The sequence below is a fragment of the bacterium genome, assembly GCA_035307765.1.
In the GTDB taxonomy this organism is placed as follows: Bacteria; Sysuimicrobiota; Sysuimicrobiia; order Sysuimicrobiales; family Segetimicrobiaceae; genus Segetimicrobium.
Genome location: DATGHU010000010.1, coordinates 22,617 through 39,158, shown reverse-complemented (window position 1 = coordinate 39,158; position 16,542 = coordinate 22,617). Strand labels below are relative to the sequence as shown.

Annotated in this window: 16 protein-coding genes; 15 read left to right on the top strand and 1 reads right to left on the bottom strand. The window is 70.2% G+C overall.

Annotated features, from left to right (window positions below; genetic code table 11):
• The 8 genes from VKV57_03615 to zwf all read left to right on the top strand — a co-directional run bounded on the left by VKV57_03615 (nt 1) and on the right by zwf (nt 9,557).
• Complete coding sequence (locus VKV57_03615) at nt 1-1,398, top strand: cytochrome b N-terminal domain-containing protein (GenBank protein ID HLW58994.1); 1,398 nt, start codon at nt 1-3, stop codon at nt 1,396-1,398.
• 102 nt (nt 1,399-1,500) lie between these two features.
• A complete protein-coding gene (locus VKV57_03610; GenBank protein ID HLW58993.1) occupies nt 1,501-2,430 on the top strand; it encodes a class I fructose-bisphosphate aldolase in 930 nt (309 codons plus the stop codon).
• The gene (locus tag VKV57_03605; GenBank protein HLW58992.1) at nt 2,427-2,579 is read left to right on the top strand and encodes a hypothetical protein; all 153 of its coding nucleotides are present in this window, start codon (nt 2,427-2,429) and stop codon (nt 2,577-2,579) included. Before VKV57_03610 ends, VKV57_03605 begins: the two co-directional genes overlap by 4 nt.
• Nucleotides 2,580-2,716: 137 nt before the next feature.
• Nucleotides 2,717-3,073: a DUF488 family protein gene (locus tag VKV57_03600; GenBank protein HLW58991.1), complete on the top strand. Its 357-nt coding sequence runs from the start codon at nt 2,717-2,719 to the stop codon at nt 3,071-3,073.
• Nucleotides 3,074-3,093: 20 nt separating this feature from the next.
• The gene (locus VKV57_03595) at nt 3,094-5,925 is read left to right on the top strand and encodes a bifunctional transaldolase/phosoglucose isomerase (GenBank protein HLW58990.1); all 2,832 of its coding nucleotides are present in this window, start codon (nt 3,094-3,096) and stop codon (nt 5,923-5,925) included.
• On the top strand, nt 5,922-6,545 hold the full coding sequence (locus tag VKV57_03590; GenBank protein HLW58989.1) for an HAD family phosphatase: 624 nt from the start codon (nt 5,922-5,924) through the stop codon (nt 6,543-6,545). Before VKV57_03595 ends, VKV57_03590 begins: the two co-directional genes overlap by 4 nt.
• An 11-nt stretch (nt 6,546-6,556) precedes the next feature.
• Nucleotides 6,557-7,972 carry an NADP-dependent phosphogluconate dehydrogenase gene (gene gndA, locus VKV57_03585; GenBank protein ID HLW58988.1) on the top strand — a complete coding sequence of 472 codons (1,416 nt, stop codon included), beginning with the start codon at nt 6,557-6,559 and terminating at the stop codon, nt 7,970-7,972.
• Nucleotides 7,965-9,557 (top strand): glucose-6-phosphate dehydrogenase, encoded by a 1,593-nt coding sequence (gene zwf, locus VKV57_03580; GenBank protein ID HLW58987.1) that lies wholly within the window; start codon nt 7,965-7,967, stop codon nt 9,555-9,557. Before gndA ends, zwf begins: the two co-directional genes overlap by 8 nt.
• Here zwf and VKV57_03575 read toward each other — a convergent pair.
• Nucleotides 9,541-10,323: a glucose 1-dehydrogenase gene (locus tag VKV57_03575; GenBank protein HLW58986.1), complete on the bottom strand. Its 783-nt coding sequence runs from the start codon at nt 10,321-10,323 to the stop codon at nt 9,541-9,543. The two genes, zwf and VKV57_03575, sit on opposite strands and share 17 nt — an antisense overlap.
• Nucleotides 10,324-10,454: 131 nt before the next feature.
• Here VKV57_03575 and VKV57_03570 point away from each other — a divergent pair, with 131 nt between their 5' ends.
• The 7 genes from VKV57_03570 to VKV57_03540 all read left to right on the top strand — a co-directional run bounded on the left by VKV57_03570 (nt 10,455) and on the right by VKV57_03540 (nt 16,508).
• The gene (locus VKV57_03570; GenBank protein ID HLW58985.1) at nt 10,455-11,789 is read left to right on the top strand and encodes a replication-associated recombination protein A; all 1,335 of its coding nucleotides are present in this window, start codon (nt 10,455-10,457) and stop codon (nt 11,787-11,789) included.
• A 19-nt stretch (nt 11,790-11,808) separates the two neighbouring features.
• Nucleotides 11,809-13,005 (top strand): tRNA 2-thiouridine(34) synthase MnmA, encoded by a 1,197-nt coding sequence (mnmA, locus tag VKV57_03565; protein HLW58984.1) that lies wholly within the window; start codon nt 11,809-11,811, stop codon nt 13,003-13,005.
• On the top strand, nt 12,984-13,385 hold the full coding sequence (locus VKV57_03560) for a hypothetical protein (GenBank protein ID HLW58983.1): 402 nt from the start codon (nt 12,984-12,986) through the stop codon (nt 13,383-13,385). The genes mnmA and VKV57_03560 overlap by 22 nt, the downstream gene beginning before the upstream one ends.
• A gap of 38 nt (nt 13,386-13,423) precedes the next feature.
• Complete coding sequence (locus VKV57_03555; protein ID HLW58982.1) at nt 13,424-13,816, top strand: YtxH domain-containing protein; 393 nt, start codon at nt 13,424-13,426, stop codon at nt 13,814-13,816.
• Between the two features lies 1 nt (nt 13,817).
• Nucleotides 13,818-14,246: an ATP-binding protein gene (locus tag VKV57_03550; GenBank protein HLW58981.1), complete on the top strand. Its 429-nt coding sequence runs from the start codon at nt 13,818-13,820 to the stop codon at nt 14,244-14,246.
• A complete protein-coding gene (locus VKV57_03545; protein ID HLW58980.1) occupies nt 14,246-15,037 on the top strand; it encodes a SigB/SigF/SigG family RNA polymerase sigma factor in 792 nt (263 codons plus the stop codon). Before VKV57_03550 ends, VKV57_03545 begins: the two co-directional genes overlap by 1 nt.
• 115 nt (nt 15,038-15,152) lie before the next feature.
• The gene (locus VKV57_03540) at nt 15,153-16,508 is read left to right on the top strand and encodes a CCA tRNA nucleotidyltransferase (GenBank protein ID HLW58979.1); all 1,356 of its coding nucleotides are present in this window, start codon (nt 15,153-15,155) and stop codon (nt 16,506-16,508) included.
• Nucleotides 16,509-16,542 lie beyond the last annotated feature (34 nt).

The window sequence follows — 16,542 nt, the reverse complement described above, 5'->3', positions numbered from 1 at the left end:
ATGGGAGTGCTGAAGCGCGCCTGGCGCGCGTTCGACGATCGGATAGGGGTGTCGGACATCCTCGGTCCCGTGCTCAAACACCCGGTGCCGCCCGACGCCCGCTGGTACTACATCTTTGGCAGCGCGACGCTCTTCGCGTTCCTCGTGCAGGTGGCGACCGGGATCGCGCTGGCGCTGGCCTACATTCCCTCGACGGCGAACGCCTACGATACGCTGCAGTTCATCACCCATCAGGCGCCGTTCGGGAGGCTTCTGCGCGGGATGCACTACTTTGGCGCCTCGGCGATGGTCCTGCTGATCGGCGTCCACATGGCGCGCACCTTTTTGATGGGGGCCTACAAGTTTCCACGAGAGGCGAACTGGCTCACGGGCGTGGTCCTGTTTGTGGTGACGATCATCATCGCGTTTACCGGTCAGCTGCTGCGGTGGGATCAGACCGCGGTGTGGTCGATTGCCGTCGCCGCCGAGCAGACGGGGCGGATCCCGCTGATCGGCCCGGCCCTGGCGCGGTTCCTGCTGGCCGGGGACACCTGGGGCGGGCAGACGCTCAGCCGGTTTTTCGCCTTCCACGTGTTCTTCATCCCGGCGGTGATCTTTGTGTTCATCGGCGTGCACCTCTGGTTGGTGCTGCGCCACGGCATCTCGGAGCCCCCCCGCGCCGGGCGGGTCCTCGATCCGCGGACGTATCGGGCCTGGTACCGGGCGTTGCTCAGCCGCGAGGGGCGGCCGTTCTGGCCGGATGCGGCGTGGCGGGACCTCCTCTTCGGGGTCGGCGTCATCGCCGCGATCGCTTTTGCGGCGGTCGTGTTGGGCCCCCCGGAACTCGGCAACCCGCCGGACCCGACGATCATCCAAGCGGACCCCCGGCCCGATTGGTACCTGCTGTGGTACTTCGGGTTGCTGGCGCTGCTCCCGCCGGCGATCGAGACCCCCGTGATGGTCCTGGCGCCGCTGGTGGCGTTGGCCGTGCTGTTGCTCGTGCCCGCCGTCTCCAACCGCGGGGAGCGCAGCCCCGCCCGCCGCCCATGGGCGATTGGATTCGTGTTCCTGACCTGCCTCATGATCGGCACCCTGTGGATTGCCGGGGCGAGGTCGCCCTGGTCCCCGGTGTTCTCCGCCGGACCGATCCCGGCGCGGATCGTCGGGACGACGGCCCAACCCGTTGCGTGGGGAGGGCGGCTGTTCTACGACAAGGGGTGCGAGTACTGCCATACGATCGCGGGGTACGGCGGCACGCGGGGGCCGGACCTCACCACGGTCGGCGATCGGCTGACGCCGGAGGAACTGACCTGGCGGATCCTCAACGGGGGGACCAATATGCCGGCGTTCGCCGGAAACCTCACCCCGGAGCAACTCGATGCGCTGATCGCGTTCCTCAAATCGCGGACCGCGCGCTGAGGAGGAAGGCGCGGAATTCCCGCCGCGGGACCGAGCGTTGTTCTTTGACGATTGTCGGAGAGTCCGCGGCCATTCCGCCGCGCCAGGAGGGAGGGGAGCCCGATGCAGCACCCGACCCGAGTACGGGAGATCCTGGGGTGGTATCGGAGCGACAACCCCGGGACGCTCGCAAACCTCGCACGACTCCTGACCCACGGCGTGTTGGGGGGGACGGGACGGCTCGTCATCCTCCCCGTGGATCAGGGGTTTGAGCACGGACCCGCCCGGAGCTTCGCCCCGAACCCTCCCGGCTACGATCCGCGCTACCATTTCGCCCTGGCGATCGAAGCCGGGTGCAACGCGTTTGCCGCTCCGCTCGGGTTCATCGAGGCCGGGGCGGCCGAGTTCGCGGGCGAGATCCCGCTGATCCTCAAGCTGAACAACCACGATCTCCTGACCGAGGAACGCGACCCCGCGCCCGCGCTGACCGCCAGCGTCCGCGACGCGCTGCGCCTCGGTTGCTGCGCCGTTGGATTTACGATCTACCCGGGATCGGCCAGGAGCCGGGCGATGTACCAGCAGCTCCGTGAGGTGGCCGAGGAGGCGAAGGCGGCGGGGCTCGCGGTCGTCGTCTGGTCGTACCCGAGGGGCTCGGGGCTCAGCCGAGAGGGAGAGACCGCCGTGGACGTGATCGCCTACGCCGCCCACATCGCCGCACAACTGGGCGCCCATCTCATCAAGGTGAAGCTGCCGACCGCCCATATCGAGGAGCCCCAGGCCCGCGCGGTCTACGCGCAGAACGCGATTCCGATCGACACCCCTGCCGACCGCGTCCGGCACGTGGTGCAGGCGACGTTCTCGGGACGACGCATCGTCATCTTCTCCGGCGGGCCACGGGAAGAGGACGAGATGATGTTCGACGAGGTGCGGGCGATCCGCGCGGGTGGGGGGTTCGGCTCGATCATCGGCCGCAACTCGTTCCAGCGCCCGCGGCCGGCGGCCCTCCGGTTCCTGCGCACGATCATGCAGATCTACGCGGGGGACGCGACGTGACGCGCGCGGCCGGAGCGGGGGGCGAGGCCGCCGGGGTCGGTCACCACACCGCGGTCAACATCGCCGGCCGAGGGGCGTCCGCGGGGTCAACACGATGGCCGCGCTCCGTGGTGGCGGACGCTCTCGCCGCCCCGGTCAGGGAGGAGTAACGGCGGGCTTCGTGACGCGCGCGACCGGGGGACGACGCTCACCCGCGACGTCCGGGACCCCGCTCCCCAAGCGCCCGCGGCGCATCCGGCCCCTCGGATCGGCCCGGCCCGAGGGCGCCGGCACGAGGGAGGTGAGGGTGTTCCTGAAGCGGGCCTACGAACGACCGTCGCGCACCGACGGCGCCCGCGTGCTCGTCGATCGCGTCTGGCCGCGGGGGGTGTCGAAGGCGACGCTCAAGATCGATGCCTGGCTGGGGGAACTGGGACCAAGCACCGGGCTGCGCAAGTGGTTCGGCCACGACCCGGCGAAATGGGCGGGGTTCCGCACGCGATACGGCAGGGAGCTGGTGGCGAAGCGCGCCCTGCTCGCGGATTTGGCGGGGCGGGCCCGGCGCGGAACGCTCACCCTCGTCTACGGAGCGCGCGACCCCGTCCACAATCAGGCCGTGGTGATCAAGGAGGTTTTGGAGAAGATGGGCCGGGGCGACGGTTGACCCCGGGGAGGAGATTCGCGATGCCCACCAACCCGCTGCTCCAACTTCAGGCGTTCGGACAGAGCGTCTGGCTCGACCTGCTGCGTCGCGGGATGATCGAATCCGGTGAACTCCGGCAGTTGATCGAGGAAGACGGGCTGCGAGGCGTGACCGCCAACCCCTCGATTTTCGAAAAGGCGATCGCCGGAAGCCACGACTATGATGACGCGGTCCGCGCCCTCGCCCGGCGAGGCCTGGCGGCGCACCAGATCTACGAGGCGCTGGCTATTGAGGACGTGCAGCGGGCGGCGGATCTCTTCCGCCCCGTCTACGAGGAGACCGGGGGGGGCGACGGGTTTGTCAGCCTCGAGGTGTCCCCCCACTTGGCTCGCGACACCGCGGGGACGGTGGCCGAGGGGCGCCGGTTTTGGGCCGCGCTCGCCCGCCCCAACGTGATGATCAAGGTCCCCGCCACGCCGGAAGGGATCCCGGCGATCCGGGAGCTGACCCGCGGCGGGATCAACGTCAATGTCACCCTGCTCTTCGCCATCGACCGCTACCGGGACGCCGCCGAGGCCTACCTCGCCGGGCTCGACGCCAGGGTGGCGGCCGGCCAGCCCATCGACCGGATCGCCTCGGTCGCCAGCTTCTTCCTCAGCCGTATCGATGTGCTCGTCGATCCCGTGCTGGAGGGGCTGATCCAGGCCGGAGGGGCCAAAGGGGAAGTCGCGAAGCTTCTTCGCGGTCAGGTGGCGATCGCCAGCGCCAAGGTCGCCTACCAGATGTACACGGACGTCGGACGGGGCGAGCGGTTTCGGGCGATCGCCGCCCGCGGGGGCCGGCCGCAGCGTCTGTTGTGGGCGAGCACGAGCACCAAGAACCCCGCGTACCCGGACGTGATGTACGTCGAGGCGCTGATCGGCGCGGAGACCGTCAATACCCTCCCGCTCGAGACGATTCACGCCTACCGGGATCACGGTCGACCGGCGGCCCGGTTGGGGGAGCGCCCGGACGACGCCCGCCGAGTCCTGGCCCGCCTCGGCGAGGTGGGGATCGATCTCGGAGCGGTGACCGCGCAACTCGAGCGGGAGGGGGTGGAAAAGTTCAACGCCGCCCTCGATCACCTCGAGGCCACCTTGGAGGAGCGACGCCGCACGGCGGTGGACGACCGAGTCGACCGGCAGCGCCTGGATCTCGGCACCGCGGCACCGCTGGTCGAGGCCGGGCTCGAGCGCCTCGACCGGGACGCGTTTGCCGCGCGCCTCTGGCGGGGGGATCCCGGCCTCTGGACGTCCGACCCGCAGGTCGCGGCGGGCATCCGCGGGGCGCTCGGCTGGCTGCACGTGGCCGACAAGATGGAAGAGGCCCTCGACGCCCTCGGGAGGTTCGCCGCGGAGGCGCGCGCCGCCGGGATCCGCCGCGTGGTGCACATGGGCATGGGGGGCAGCAGCCTCGCCCCCCTCGTGCTTCAGCGGACGCTGCCGACGGGGAAAGGTGCCCTTCCGCTGACCGTGCTCGACACCACGGACCCGGCGACGATCCTCGCCGTGGAGCGTGCGGCGCCCTTGGCCGAAACCCTGTTCATCGTCGCGAGCAAATCGGGGACCACGGCCGAGCCGGCGGCGTTCGGCGAGTACTTTTACGCGAAGCTCCGGACGCTGAAGGGGGATCGGGCCGGGGAGAACTTCGCCGCCATCACCGATCCCCAGACGCCATTGGCGGCGGAGGGGCAGCGGCGCCGGTACCGACGGGTGTTCCTCAACTTCCCCGATATCGGCGGCCGGTACTCAGCGCTGTCGTACTTCGGCCTGGTGCCGGCCGCACTGATGGGGGTCGATGTCGCCGGGGTGCTCGACCGGGCGCTGCACATGGCGCATGCCTGCGCGTCGTGCGTTTCCTCCCGTGAGAATCCCGGGGTGGCGCTCGGGGCGGCCTTGGGCGAACTCGCCCGGCACGGGCGGGACAAGGTCACCCTGCTCGTCGACGAGCCGATCGCCGCGCTCGGGATGTGGCTCGAGCAGCTCATGGCCGAAAGCACGGGCAAGGCCGGGACCGGCCTCCTGCCGGTGGCGGACGAGCCGCTGGGAGATCCGGCGGTGTACGGGGAGGATCGGGTGTTCGCGCACGTCCGCCTCGACGGGGGGGCGGTTGGGCGAGGCGCCGATGCGCTGCGCCGGGCCGGGCATCCCGTGGTGACCATTTTGTTGGACGGTCCGCTCGATCTGGGCCAGGAGTTTTTCCGCTGGGAGATCGCGACCGCGACCGCCGGCGCGATCCTGGGCATCAACGCCTTCGATCAACCCAACGTGCAGGAAAGCAAGGACAACACCAACCGCCTGCTCGACGTCGTCCGCAAGGACGGCCGGTTGCCCGAGGAGGCGCCCGCGCTCGTCGACGGCTCGCTCCGGGTCTACGGCCAGCCGGTGGGGAAGACCGTCGCGCTGACCCTTGGCCGGTTTCTCGCCCAGGCGCGGCCGGGTGACTATGTGGCGATGATGGCCTACTTGACGGAGGAGCCGGTGGCCGACCGGGCGCTGCGATCGATCCGCCGGTGCCTGCGCGATGCGACCCGCCTGGCCACTACCCTCGGGTACGGCCCCCGATTCCTCCACTCCACCGGGCAGTACCACAAAGGCGGCCCCAACACCGGACTCTTCATCCAACTCACGGCCGACGACCGGGAGGACACCCCCGTGCCGGGGGCACCGTACACGTTTGGCGTCTTCAGGCGCGCTCAGGCGCAGGGGGACCTGGAGGCACTGCGCAAGCACGGGCGCCGCGTCATCCGCATCCACCTGGGAGGCGAGGCGCACAGCGCGCTGCGGGCGCTCGAGGACGCCGTCACCGACGCCGCGGCGGGCCTGAGGCGGTGACGTCGGCGCCGATCACGGGACTGTTTCTCGACATCGGCGGGGTCCTGCTCACCAACGGCTGGGACGGGGGGATGCGCAAGCGCGCCGCGGATCGATTCGGGCTGGACCCCGGGGAGATGGAGGCGCGCCACCGTCTCGCCGTCGACGCCTACGAGGAGGGGACGTTGAGTCTTGACGACTACCTGGCCCGGCTGGGGCTCGAGACGGGGCGCCAGGCAGCGCGCGAGGAATTCAAGTCGCTCATGTTCGAACAATCCCAGCCGTTTCCCGACATGATCGCGTTGATGCACGGACTCAAAGAGGCCCACCGCCTGCGGGTCATCGCGGTCAACAACGAGGGTCGCGAGTTGAACGTGTATCGCATCGCCAGGTTCCGGCTCGGGGAGTTCATCGATGCCTTTCTGTCATCGTGCTTCGTCCATCTCCGCAAGCCGGACCCGGAGATCTTTCGGCTCGCCCTGGACGTCGCCCAGACACCGGCGGCCCAAATCGCCTACGTCGACGATCGGTCGCCGCACCTCGAGGCGGCCCGGCGGTTCGGCATCCGCGGCGTGCACCACACTGGGTATGCATCCACGCGGGCGGCGCTCGCCGGGTTGGGGCTGGCGCTCGCGGGCTAGCGGGAGGGAAAATGGACGCACGGCGGTACGAGGTGGGGATGGTCGGCCTCGGCGTGATGGGCCGCAACCTGTTGCTGAATATGGCGGATCACGGTGTTCCCGTCGCCGGCTACGACAAGGACCCGGCCCAGGTCGCTTCGTTGCGCCGCGAGGCCGAGGGCCGAGCGGTCGCCGCGGCGACCACGGTGGAAGAGTTCACGGCGACGCTCGCCCCCCCCAGGGCGGTGCTGCTGCTCGTCCCGGCGGGGCCCCCCGTCGATGCGGTCATCGGGGCCCTGCTGCCCCATCTCGCCCCGGGAGACCTGCTCGTTGACGCGGGCAACTCGTGGTTCAAGGATACGGACCTCCGTGCCCACGCTCTGGGCGGGCGGCGGATTGGGTTCCTGGGGATGGGCGTGTCCGGCGGGGAGCAGGGGGCGCGGCACGGGCCCAGCCTGATGCCCGGCGGCTCCCCGGACGCGTACGCGCGGATCCGGACGGTCGTGGAGGCCGTTGCCGCCCGTGTGGACGGCGAGCCGTGCGCGACGTATCTCGGCCCGGGGTCGGCGGGGCACTACGTGAAAATGGTCCACAACGGGATCGAGTACGGGTTGATGCAGGCGATCGCCGAGAGCTACGATCTGATGAGGCGGGGGTTGGGTCTTTCGGACGACGAGTTGTGCGAGGTGTACGACGGCTGGAACCGTTCGGAACTCGCCTGCTACCTGATCGAGATCAGCGCGCGGATCTTCGTGCAGGTCGACCCGCGCACCGGGAAGCGACTCGTCGACGTGATCCTCGATGAGGCGAAGCAGAAGGGGACCGGGATGTGGACATCGCAAAACGCGATGGAGCTGGGGACGCCGGTCCCCACGATCGATGCGGCGGTCACCGCCCGAGCGCTCTCCGGGTTGGAGCCGGAGCGGGTGGAGGCGAGCCGCGCCTTGGCCGGCCCACGGCCGGCGGGACTGGGGGAGCGCGCGGAGACGCTGGCGAGCCTGCGAAACGCGCTCTACGCCGCGATGATCATCACCTTCGCGCAGGGGATGGCCCTGCTCCGGCGGGCGTCCGACGTCTACGGGTACCGCCTTCCCCTCGGCGAGGTGGCGGCGATCTGGCGAGGAGGCTGCATCATCCGCGCCGCCCTGCTCGAGAAGGTCCGGGGGGCCTACCGGGCGCGGCCCGACTTGCCCAACCTGCTCGTCGACCCCGCTCTCGCCCGGGAGGTGATGATGCGCCAGCAGGACCTGCGGACGATCGTCAGCCGGGGGGCCGGCGTGGGGATCCCCGTTCCCGCGCTGGCGGCATCGCTCGCCTATTTCGACGGCTACCGCAGTGCCTGGCTGCCCGCGAACCTGATCCAGGCACAGCGCGACTTCTTCGGCGCCCACACCTACGAGCGTGCCGATGCGCCGGGCGTTTTCCACACCGAGTGGAGCCATGGCTGAGTCGGGCGAGCGGGGAGTCGGGCTGTGCCCCGACCCAGCGATCTTGGTGATTTTTGGCGGCGGGGGCGACCTGACCTGGCGCAAGCTGGTGCCGGCGCTCTACGACATGCTCCTCGACCGGCGACTCCCCGAGCGCTTCGCCCTGATCGGCGTCGGGCGGAAGCGGATGGGGGACGACGAATTCCGCGCCCGGCTGCGCCAAGGGGTGGATCAGTTCTCGCGGCGGGGGCGCCCCGCCCAAGCCGAGTGGGAGCGATTTGCCGCCGGGCTGACGTTCCACGCCGGTGACTTCGAAGATCGGCGGACCTACGCGGCGCTCGGCAAGCGGCTGGCGGCCCAGGAGCGAGATTGGGGCGGACCCGCGGTCCGGGTCTTCTATCTGGCCACGCCCCCCGACGTAGTCGCGACGATCGCCGGGGGGCTCGGCGCCGCCGGGCTCTCGCGTGACGGGACCGCGCGGATCGTCGTCGAGAAGCCCTTCGGGCATGACCTGGCGTCGGCCCGGGCGTTGAACCTCACCCTGGGCGAGACGTTTCGCGAATCCCAGATCTTCCGCATCGATCACTATCTCGGGAAGGAGACGGTGCAGAACATCCTCGCCTTCCGATTCGCCAACGCCCTCTTCGAGCCGGTGTGGAACCGCCGCTACGTCGATCACGTGCAGATCACCGTCGCCGAGACCGTGGGGGTGGAGCAGCGGGGCAACTACTACGAGGGCGCGGGAGCGCTGCGCGACATGATCCAAAACCACCTCCTCCAGGTGCTGTGCCTCATCGCGATGGAGCCGCCGGTCCGGTTTGACGCCGACGAGATCCGCAGCAAGAAGGTCGACGTGCTGCGCGCGATCCGCCCGACCGCCCTCGGCGAGACGGCGCGGTACGCGGTGCGCGGCCAGTACGGGGCGGGGGAGGTCGGGGGGATGCCGGTGCCGGCCTATCGCGCCGAGCCCGGGGTGGGGGCGGAGTCGGGAACCGAGACGTTCTCCGCCGTGCAGTTCTGGGTGGACAACTGGCGGTGGCAGGGGGTACCCTTCTACGTGCGGACCGGCAAGCGCCTCCCGGCGAAGGTGTCGGAGGTATCGATGCTGTTTCGGCCCGTGCCCCACCAGGCGTTCTCCCCCAGCGCCCTGGAGCATTGGGAGCCCAACCGGCTGATCGTGCGCATTCAACCCGACGAGGGGATCCTGGTGCGCTTCCAGGCCAAGCACCCCGGGCCCGACATGCACCTGGATCCGGTGGACATGCTCTTTTCGTACCGCCTGGCGTTCCGTGACTCACCGCCGGAGGCATACGAAACCTTGCTGCTCGACGTGATTCGCGGTGACCAGATGCTGTTCATGCGCGACGACCAGGTGGAGGCCGCCTGGTCGGTCGTGATGCCGATCCTTGAGGCCTGGCAGGCGGCCCGGCCCTCCGCCTTCCCCAACTATGCAGCCGGGAGTTGGGGACCGGAGGCGGCGGATGTGCTGCTGGCGCGCCACGGACGTCGGTGGATGCTGCCCACGGCGCTCGAGGCCCCCGACGGCAAGGATCACGCCGGAGGGCGGGCTCACTGCCCCGACCAGCCGCCTACCCCCCGTGGATGAAGGACGGGTACAAGGTCATCCCGCCGTCGACGAACACCGTGGTCCCGGTCAAGTAGGCCGCGACGTCTGAGACGAGGACCACCGCGATGCGGGCGAGTTCCTCCGGCTGGCCCAACCGACCCATCGGGATTTTCGTCAACAGGTCGGCCAGGCTCTTCGGATCCCCCCACACGTCCTGGTTGATGGGGGTCTGAACCGCTCCGGGGGCGAGCGCCAGGACGCGCACGCCCCGCGGCGCTCCCTCCTGTGCGAGCGTTTTGGTCAGCATGCTCAACCCGGCCTTGCTCGCGGTGTAGGCGCTGTAGCCGCTCCAGGGTATCGTCTCGTGAACCGAGGTGAGGTTCAGGATCGCCCCTCGCCCCTGCGGGATCATGCGCCGCAGGGCCTCTCGCGCGCAGTGGTACGCGCCGACGAGGTTGACGTCCAGGACCCGGCGCCAGACGTCGGGCTGGCTGTCCCACCCCGTGGCGCGTGCCCCGTCCATGCCGGCGTTGTTGATGAGGATATCCACCCCGCCCCAGGCCCGGTCGAGCTCGCCGAACATCTGGGCCACCTGGGCGGCATCCGAGACGTCGGCGCGGAGGGGGAGGCCCTCCCAGCGCCGCGCCTTCATCTCGGTGATCAGGGCGTCGGTGGCCTCGGGGTGGGCGATATAGTTGATCCCCACCCGGGCGCCGGCCTCGGCGAGCGCCTCGACCATCGCCCGCCCGATTCCCGAGTTCCCCCCCGTGACGAGGGCCCGCCTGCCGCTGAGCTGGATCTCCATGCGACCACCTCCGCTTTCGGTTCGACATCGACCTGGGCTACTTTCCACGACGGACCACCGGGGTACCTCCGGGGGTCGTCGCGGCCCGGGCGTAGCTTGACACGTTTGGGCGCCGGGGGCATGATGAGGCCATGGAGTTGTTTAAGCAGAGCGCCGCTGGGGATCTCGCGCGGCACGCTCCGCTCGCGGCGCGCATGCGGCCGCGGAGCTTGGAAGAGGTGGTGGGACAGGCGCACCTCCTTGGGGCCGGGCACCTGCTGCGACACACGATCGAGCAGGACGCGTTGACCTCGGTGATTCTGTACGGACCGCCGGGGACCGGAAAAACCTCGATCGCCCATGTCATCGCGCAGGCCACCCGCGCGCATTTCGAGACGATCAACGCCGTGACGGCCGGGGTCGCCGATCTGCGGCGGCTGATCGAGGAAGCGCGCGATCGGCGCGCGCTGTACGCGACGCGGACGATCTTGTTCATCGACGAGATCCACCGGTTCAACAAGCTCCAGCAGGATGCGCTGCTCCCGTGCGTCGAGGACGGCACGGTGACGCTGATCGGGGCCACGACGGAGAATCCGTTCTTCGAGGTCACGCCGACGCTCGTCTCGCGGTCGCGGGTCTTCGTCCTGGAGCCCCTCACCGCGGAGGACCTCGTCGAGATCCTGTCGCGCGCCGTCTCCGACCCCCGCGGCCTCGGGCCCGACCGGATCGACCTGTCGGGAGAGAGCGCCCGATTCATCGCGGGGGTGGCGAACGGGGACGCCCGCGTGGCGCTGAACATCCTGGAGGTGGCGGCCGTGGCGGCGCCCCGAGCGGCGGATGGGGTGAGGCGGATCACGCGCGAGATCGCGGAAGAAGCGAGCCAGCGCCGGGCGCTGCTCTACGATCGGGACGGGGACGCGCACTACGATATGATCTCGGCGTTCATCAAGAGCATCCGCGGATCCGATCCCGACGCCGCGGTCTATTGGCTGGCCCGGATGCTGGCGGCGGGCGAAGACCCCCGGTTCGTGGCGCGTCGGATGGTCGTCCACGCCGCGGAGGACGTCGGGCTGGCCGATCCCCAGGCCTTGGTCGTGGCCGTTGCGGCGGCGCACGCCGTGGAGTTCGTGGGCCTCCCCGAGGCGCGGATTCCGATGGCCGAAGCGGCGCTCTATCTGGCCGCGGCGCCGAAGAGCAACGCCACGCTCATGGCGATCTCGCGGGCGTGGCACGACGTGGAACACACGGAGGCGCATCCGGTGCCCCGGCATCTGCGGGACGCGCACTACCCGGGGGCGGCCCGGTTGGGCCACGGTGCCGGGTATCAGTACCCGCACGACTCGCCGGGCGGGTTCGTCGCGCAGCAGTATCTGCCGGACAACGTCCGGGATCGCCTGTACTACGAACCCACCGAAGCGGGGCAGGAACGCGGCATTCGCCAGCGGCTCCGGACCTGGTGGGCGGGCGTGAAGCCCTACGCCCCGTAGAGGGAGGATCAAAGGGTCGATGGCACGGGTGGCGGTGGCGATGAGCGGCGGCGTGGACAGCGCGGTGGCGGCGGCGCTGCTCGTCGGTGAGGGACACGACGTGGTGGGGATCACCATGAACCTCTGGCCGACCTGGGTGCCGCGGACCGCGGAGGGCTCCGGGTGCTGCGGCATCGGGGCAATCGACGACGCGCGGGCGGCGGCGCGGGCCCTCGGCATTCGGCACTACGTGCTCAACCTTCGCGAAGAGTTTGAGCGGGAGGTCATCGGCTACTTCACCGCCGAGTACGCCCGCGGTCGCACACCCAACCCCTGCATCGCGTGCAACAAGGCGATCAAGTTTGACCTGCTGCTTCACCGGACGCGTTCGCTCGGGATGGACGATCTCGCCACCGGTCACTACGCGCGGACCGATCGGGGTCCGGACGGCCGGGTGCGCCTGCTCCGGGCGGTGGATCGGCACAAGGACCAGTCGTACGTCCTGGCCGGGCTCACACAGTCCCAGCTCGTCCACGTCCGGTTCCCGGTGGGGACGTACACCAAACCCCGCGTCCGGGAGATCGCCCGCGGCCTGGGGTTGGGCGTCGCGGAGAAACCCGACAGCCAGGAGATCTGCTTCGTGCCGGGAGGCGACTACGCGGCGGTGGTGGGACGGTTCGAACCGCAGGCGCTGCGGCCGGGGCCGATTTACGACCTCGAGGGGCAGCGGCTCGGGGAGCATCGGGGAGTGGCGCGCTACACGGTCGGGCAGCGCCGCGGGCTCGGCCTCGCGGGCGACAGCGCCTGGTATGTGGTGCGAATCGATCCCGACCGCAACGCCGTGATCGTGGGCGATGCGGGGGCGGTGCGCTGTCCCGAGTTGCTGGCCGGCGACATCAACTGGGTCGCGCTGCCCGGGCTGGCCGCGCCGCGGGCCGCGACGGTCCGCATCCGGCACGCCTCTGCCGATCTCCCGGCGGTCATCGCCCCCGCGCTCGGCGGAGCGGTCGCCGTGCGGTTTGAGACGTGGCCCCGTGCCGCGGCCCCCGGTCAGGCGATCGCGTTCTATGATGGAGACGTGGTGCTGGGCGGTGGGGTGATCCACGACGTTGAGATCGGTGGGACCCCGGTCGGGGAACGGAGCCCGGCGGGCCGCGCTGCTGTCCTGTCCGGCGTCGGATGCGGGAACCATACCGTTGGTGAGGGAGGGGATGGATGTCCACCGTCGCCACCGTGAGTCTGGTCGTCATTGCCGCCACCTGCATCATCGCCGTGGTGGCGTTTGTCGTCTTCCTGGCGCTGCTCTGGAGGGTCGTGTCGCGCGTCGAGGCGATCCTGACGCTGGTCCAGCGCGCGCTGCCCGGCATGGTGATCGACGTGCGGCGTATCCTGACGAAGGTCGACCAGGAGATTTTGGGTGAGGTGGTCCGGAACCTTGAGCGCGTCAGTGCCGTGATCGGATCGGGGGCCAGCACCCTCGAGCACATGCAGCAGACCGTCCGCCGAGTCGCTCAGGACGTGATCCTCCCGCCGATGGCCACCGCCGCCGGCCTGCTGTCGGCGATCCGCGAGGGCCTGCAGTGGTTTCGCCCCAGCGGAGACGGGAGCCGGCGGTAACCGCAGAACCAGGGCGCAAGCCCAAGGAGGGATGTGCGATGGAAGAGCCCAGGGACTTTCTGTCGGGATTGATCGTCGGAGGGTTAATCGGCGCCGCCCTCGGGTTGCTCTTCGCCCCCGAGGCCGGGGAGAAGACGCGCGAACGGCTGCGCAAGCAGTCCGAAGAGTGGCGGGACCGGGCCCGGGAGCAGGCGGACCGGGTGGCCGATCGTGTGGCCACCACGGCGGGTGAGGTCGCCGAGCGCGTCCGCGAACGCGCGGATGAGTTCGCGTCGCGGGCGCGGAGTACCGCGGAAGAAGCGATCCACCGCGGCCGCACCGTATTCGAGGAGAAGTCCGGTCGCCTGCGGCGCGCCTACGACGAGGGGCGCGACGCCGTGCCGGGGTGGTCGCCGGAATCCCCCGAAGCCCCCGAACGGTCGGAGGGGTAGGGTGCCGGGGCGGAGGCGCACGGGACAGGCGGCGGAGGCGGTCGGGGTCACGATCCCGGCGAAGCCCGAGTTTGTCAGCGTCGCGAGGTTGACCGCGGCGACCGTGGCAGCGCGGCAGTCGTTCTCCTATGACGAGATCGAGGATTTGAAGATCGCGATCTCCGAGGCGTGCAACGCGCTGATCCTTGCGGGGACGTCGGGATCCCCGCTCGCCCTCCGATTCGGCCTCGAAGGAGCGACGCTGGAAATCCGGATCGAGACCGATGGCCCCGGGGTGGAGCTCGATCCCCCCCCGGGGCCCGATGGGGCGCCCCTGAACGAGGGTCGCCTCGGAGTGTTCCTGATGCAGTGCCTGGTCGACAAAGTCGACTCGCGTCGGACCGCGCAGGGAAAGGCGGAGCTCCGGCTCGTTAAGCGTCGCCAGCGATAATGACGGCGCGTCCCCGTGGTCGACGTCCGCTCCCGCGGTCGGAGGTCCGCGCCCTTTTCCAGCGGCTTCGCCGGACCGGAGATCCCGAGGCGCGCGAGGCGCTCATTCTCGGCCACGAGAGCCTGGCGATCTATCTCGCGCGGAAGTTCAGCGATCGCGGAGAGCCGCTGGAGGACCTGATCCAGGTGGCTCAAATCGGCCTGATCAAGGCGATCGACCGGTACGATCTCACCCGGGGCATCGAGTTCACCACCTACGTCACGCCGACCATCGTCGGCGAGATTAAGCGGTATTTTCGGGACAAGCTGTGGTCGATTCGTGTCCCGCGGCGGCTCCGGGAGGTCAACTATGCGCTGATGCGCGCGGTCGACGAACTCTCCCAGCGCCTCGGCCGTTCGCCGACGATCACCGAACTGGCAGACCAGACGGGAGTGGCGTTCGAGGTCGCGCTGGAGGCGCTCGAGGCCGGGCGCGCCTACGCCCCCGCCTCCCTGGACGCGGAGACCCTGGAAGAGGGCGGAGAACACAGCGTCCCTCTGAGCGAGATGGTCGGCGGGGAGGACCATTCCCTTGAACGTCTGGAGGATCGGGCCACGCTGGAGTGGGCCCTCCGCAAGCTGCCCGAGCGCCATCAGCAAATCGTGCGCCTGCGGTTTTTCGACCGGATTTCGCAGGCCGAGATTGCCCGCCAGCTCGGCATCTCGCAGATGCACGTGTCCCGTTTGCAGCGGGAGGCCCTCGAGCATCTGCGCGCCCTCGTCGTCGGCCAACCCACCGACAGCTCCGGCTAGCGCCGCGGCGTGATGCGACGTGGAGTCGGCGGCATGAACATCGGCACGGCACCTCCTCGAGCGCACGGCGGACGCGGCCGCGGGGCGAGGTCGTCCGCGGCCGGCACGACCGTCTATGGGCAGCTTCCACACCGCGCGTGATATCGTCCGGCGCCTGAAGGCCGCCGGGTTTGACACCTACCTCGCCGGCGGATGCGTGCGCGACCGCCTGCTGGGCCGCGACCCGGCCGACTACGACATCGCCACCGCTGCCCCTCCCGAACAGGTGCGCGCGCTCTTCGACCGCACCGTTGACGTCGGCGAGGCGTTCGGCGTGATCCGGGTCCGCGAGGACGATGGCGAGTACGAGGTGGCGACATTTCGCGCCGAAGGGCCCTACCTCGACGGCCGCCATCCCGCTTCGGTCCGGTATGCCACCGCCCGGGAAGACGTGGCGCGGCGCGACTTCACGGTCAACGGCCTGCTCTACGACCCTGAAGCGGACGAGGTGCTCGATTACGTCGGCGGGCGCCGGGATCTGGCCGCCCGACAGATCCGGACAATCGGTGACCCGGTCACCCGATTCACCGAGGACCGGCTGCGCCTGCTCCGCGCCGTGCGGCTGGCGGTCGAACTGGGTTTTGAGATCGCCCCCGAGACCGGGGCGGCGCTTCGGCGGTTGGCGCGCGGGATCGCCGACGTGAGCCCCGAGCGGATTCGCGATGAGCTGATCCGGATCGTGACCGGGCCCGATTCCCGCCGGGCGCTCGGCCTGCTGCACGAGACCGGCCTGCTCGACGTCATCCTCCCCGAGGTGGCCAACGAGGTCGGGGTGCCGCAGCCGGCGGCGTTCCACCCCGAGGGGGATGTGTTCACGCACACCCTGCTGGCCATGGCTCAGCTGCGGGCCCCATCGGCGACGTTGGCGATGGCCACCCTGCTGCACGATGTCGGAAAGCCTTCCACGCTGGTGCACGCCGACCGGATCCGGTTCTCCCGGCACGACGAGGTCGGGGCCGCGCTCGCCCGCGTCGCCCTGGAGCGTCTCCGGTTCCCCCGCCGTGCCGCCGATCGGATCGTCGCGTTGGTCGGAAGGCACATGGTCTTCAAAGACGTCATGCAGATGCGGCCCTCACGGCTCCGGCGCCTCGTGGCGGACGAGGCCTTTCCGGAGTTGTTGGAGCTCCACCGAGCCGACTGCGCCGCGAGCCACGGGGACCTCTCGACGTACGCGTGGGTTCGGGCGTTCGTGGAGCGCCTGGCGGGGGAGCCTCCGGTTCCCCCGCCGCTGATCACGGGGACGGACGTCCTGGCCCTCGGGCTTCCCGCGGGGCCCGGCGTGGGGCGGGTGCTCCACATCGTCGAAAACGCCCGACTCGACGGCGAGATCCAAACGCGCGAGCAGGCGCTGGCGCTGGCGCGGCGCCTCACGTCCGAGGGCGCCCCGCCGGCACCGGGCGGGGTCGGGGACGGATCGACCTCGACCCGCTGACGCGTCTCCGATGCGATCTGCGGAGGAAATAGTG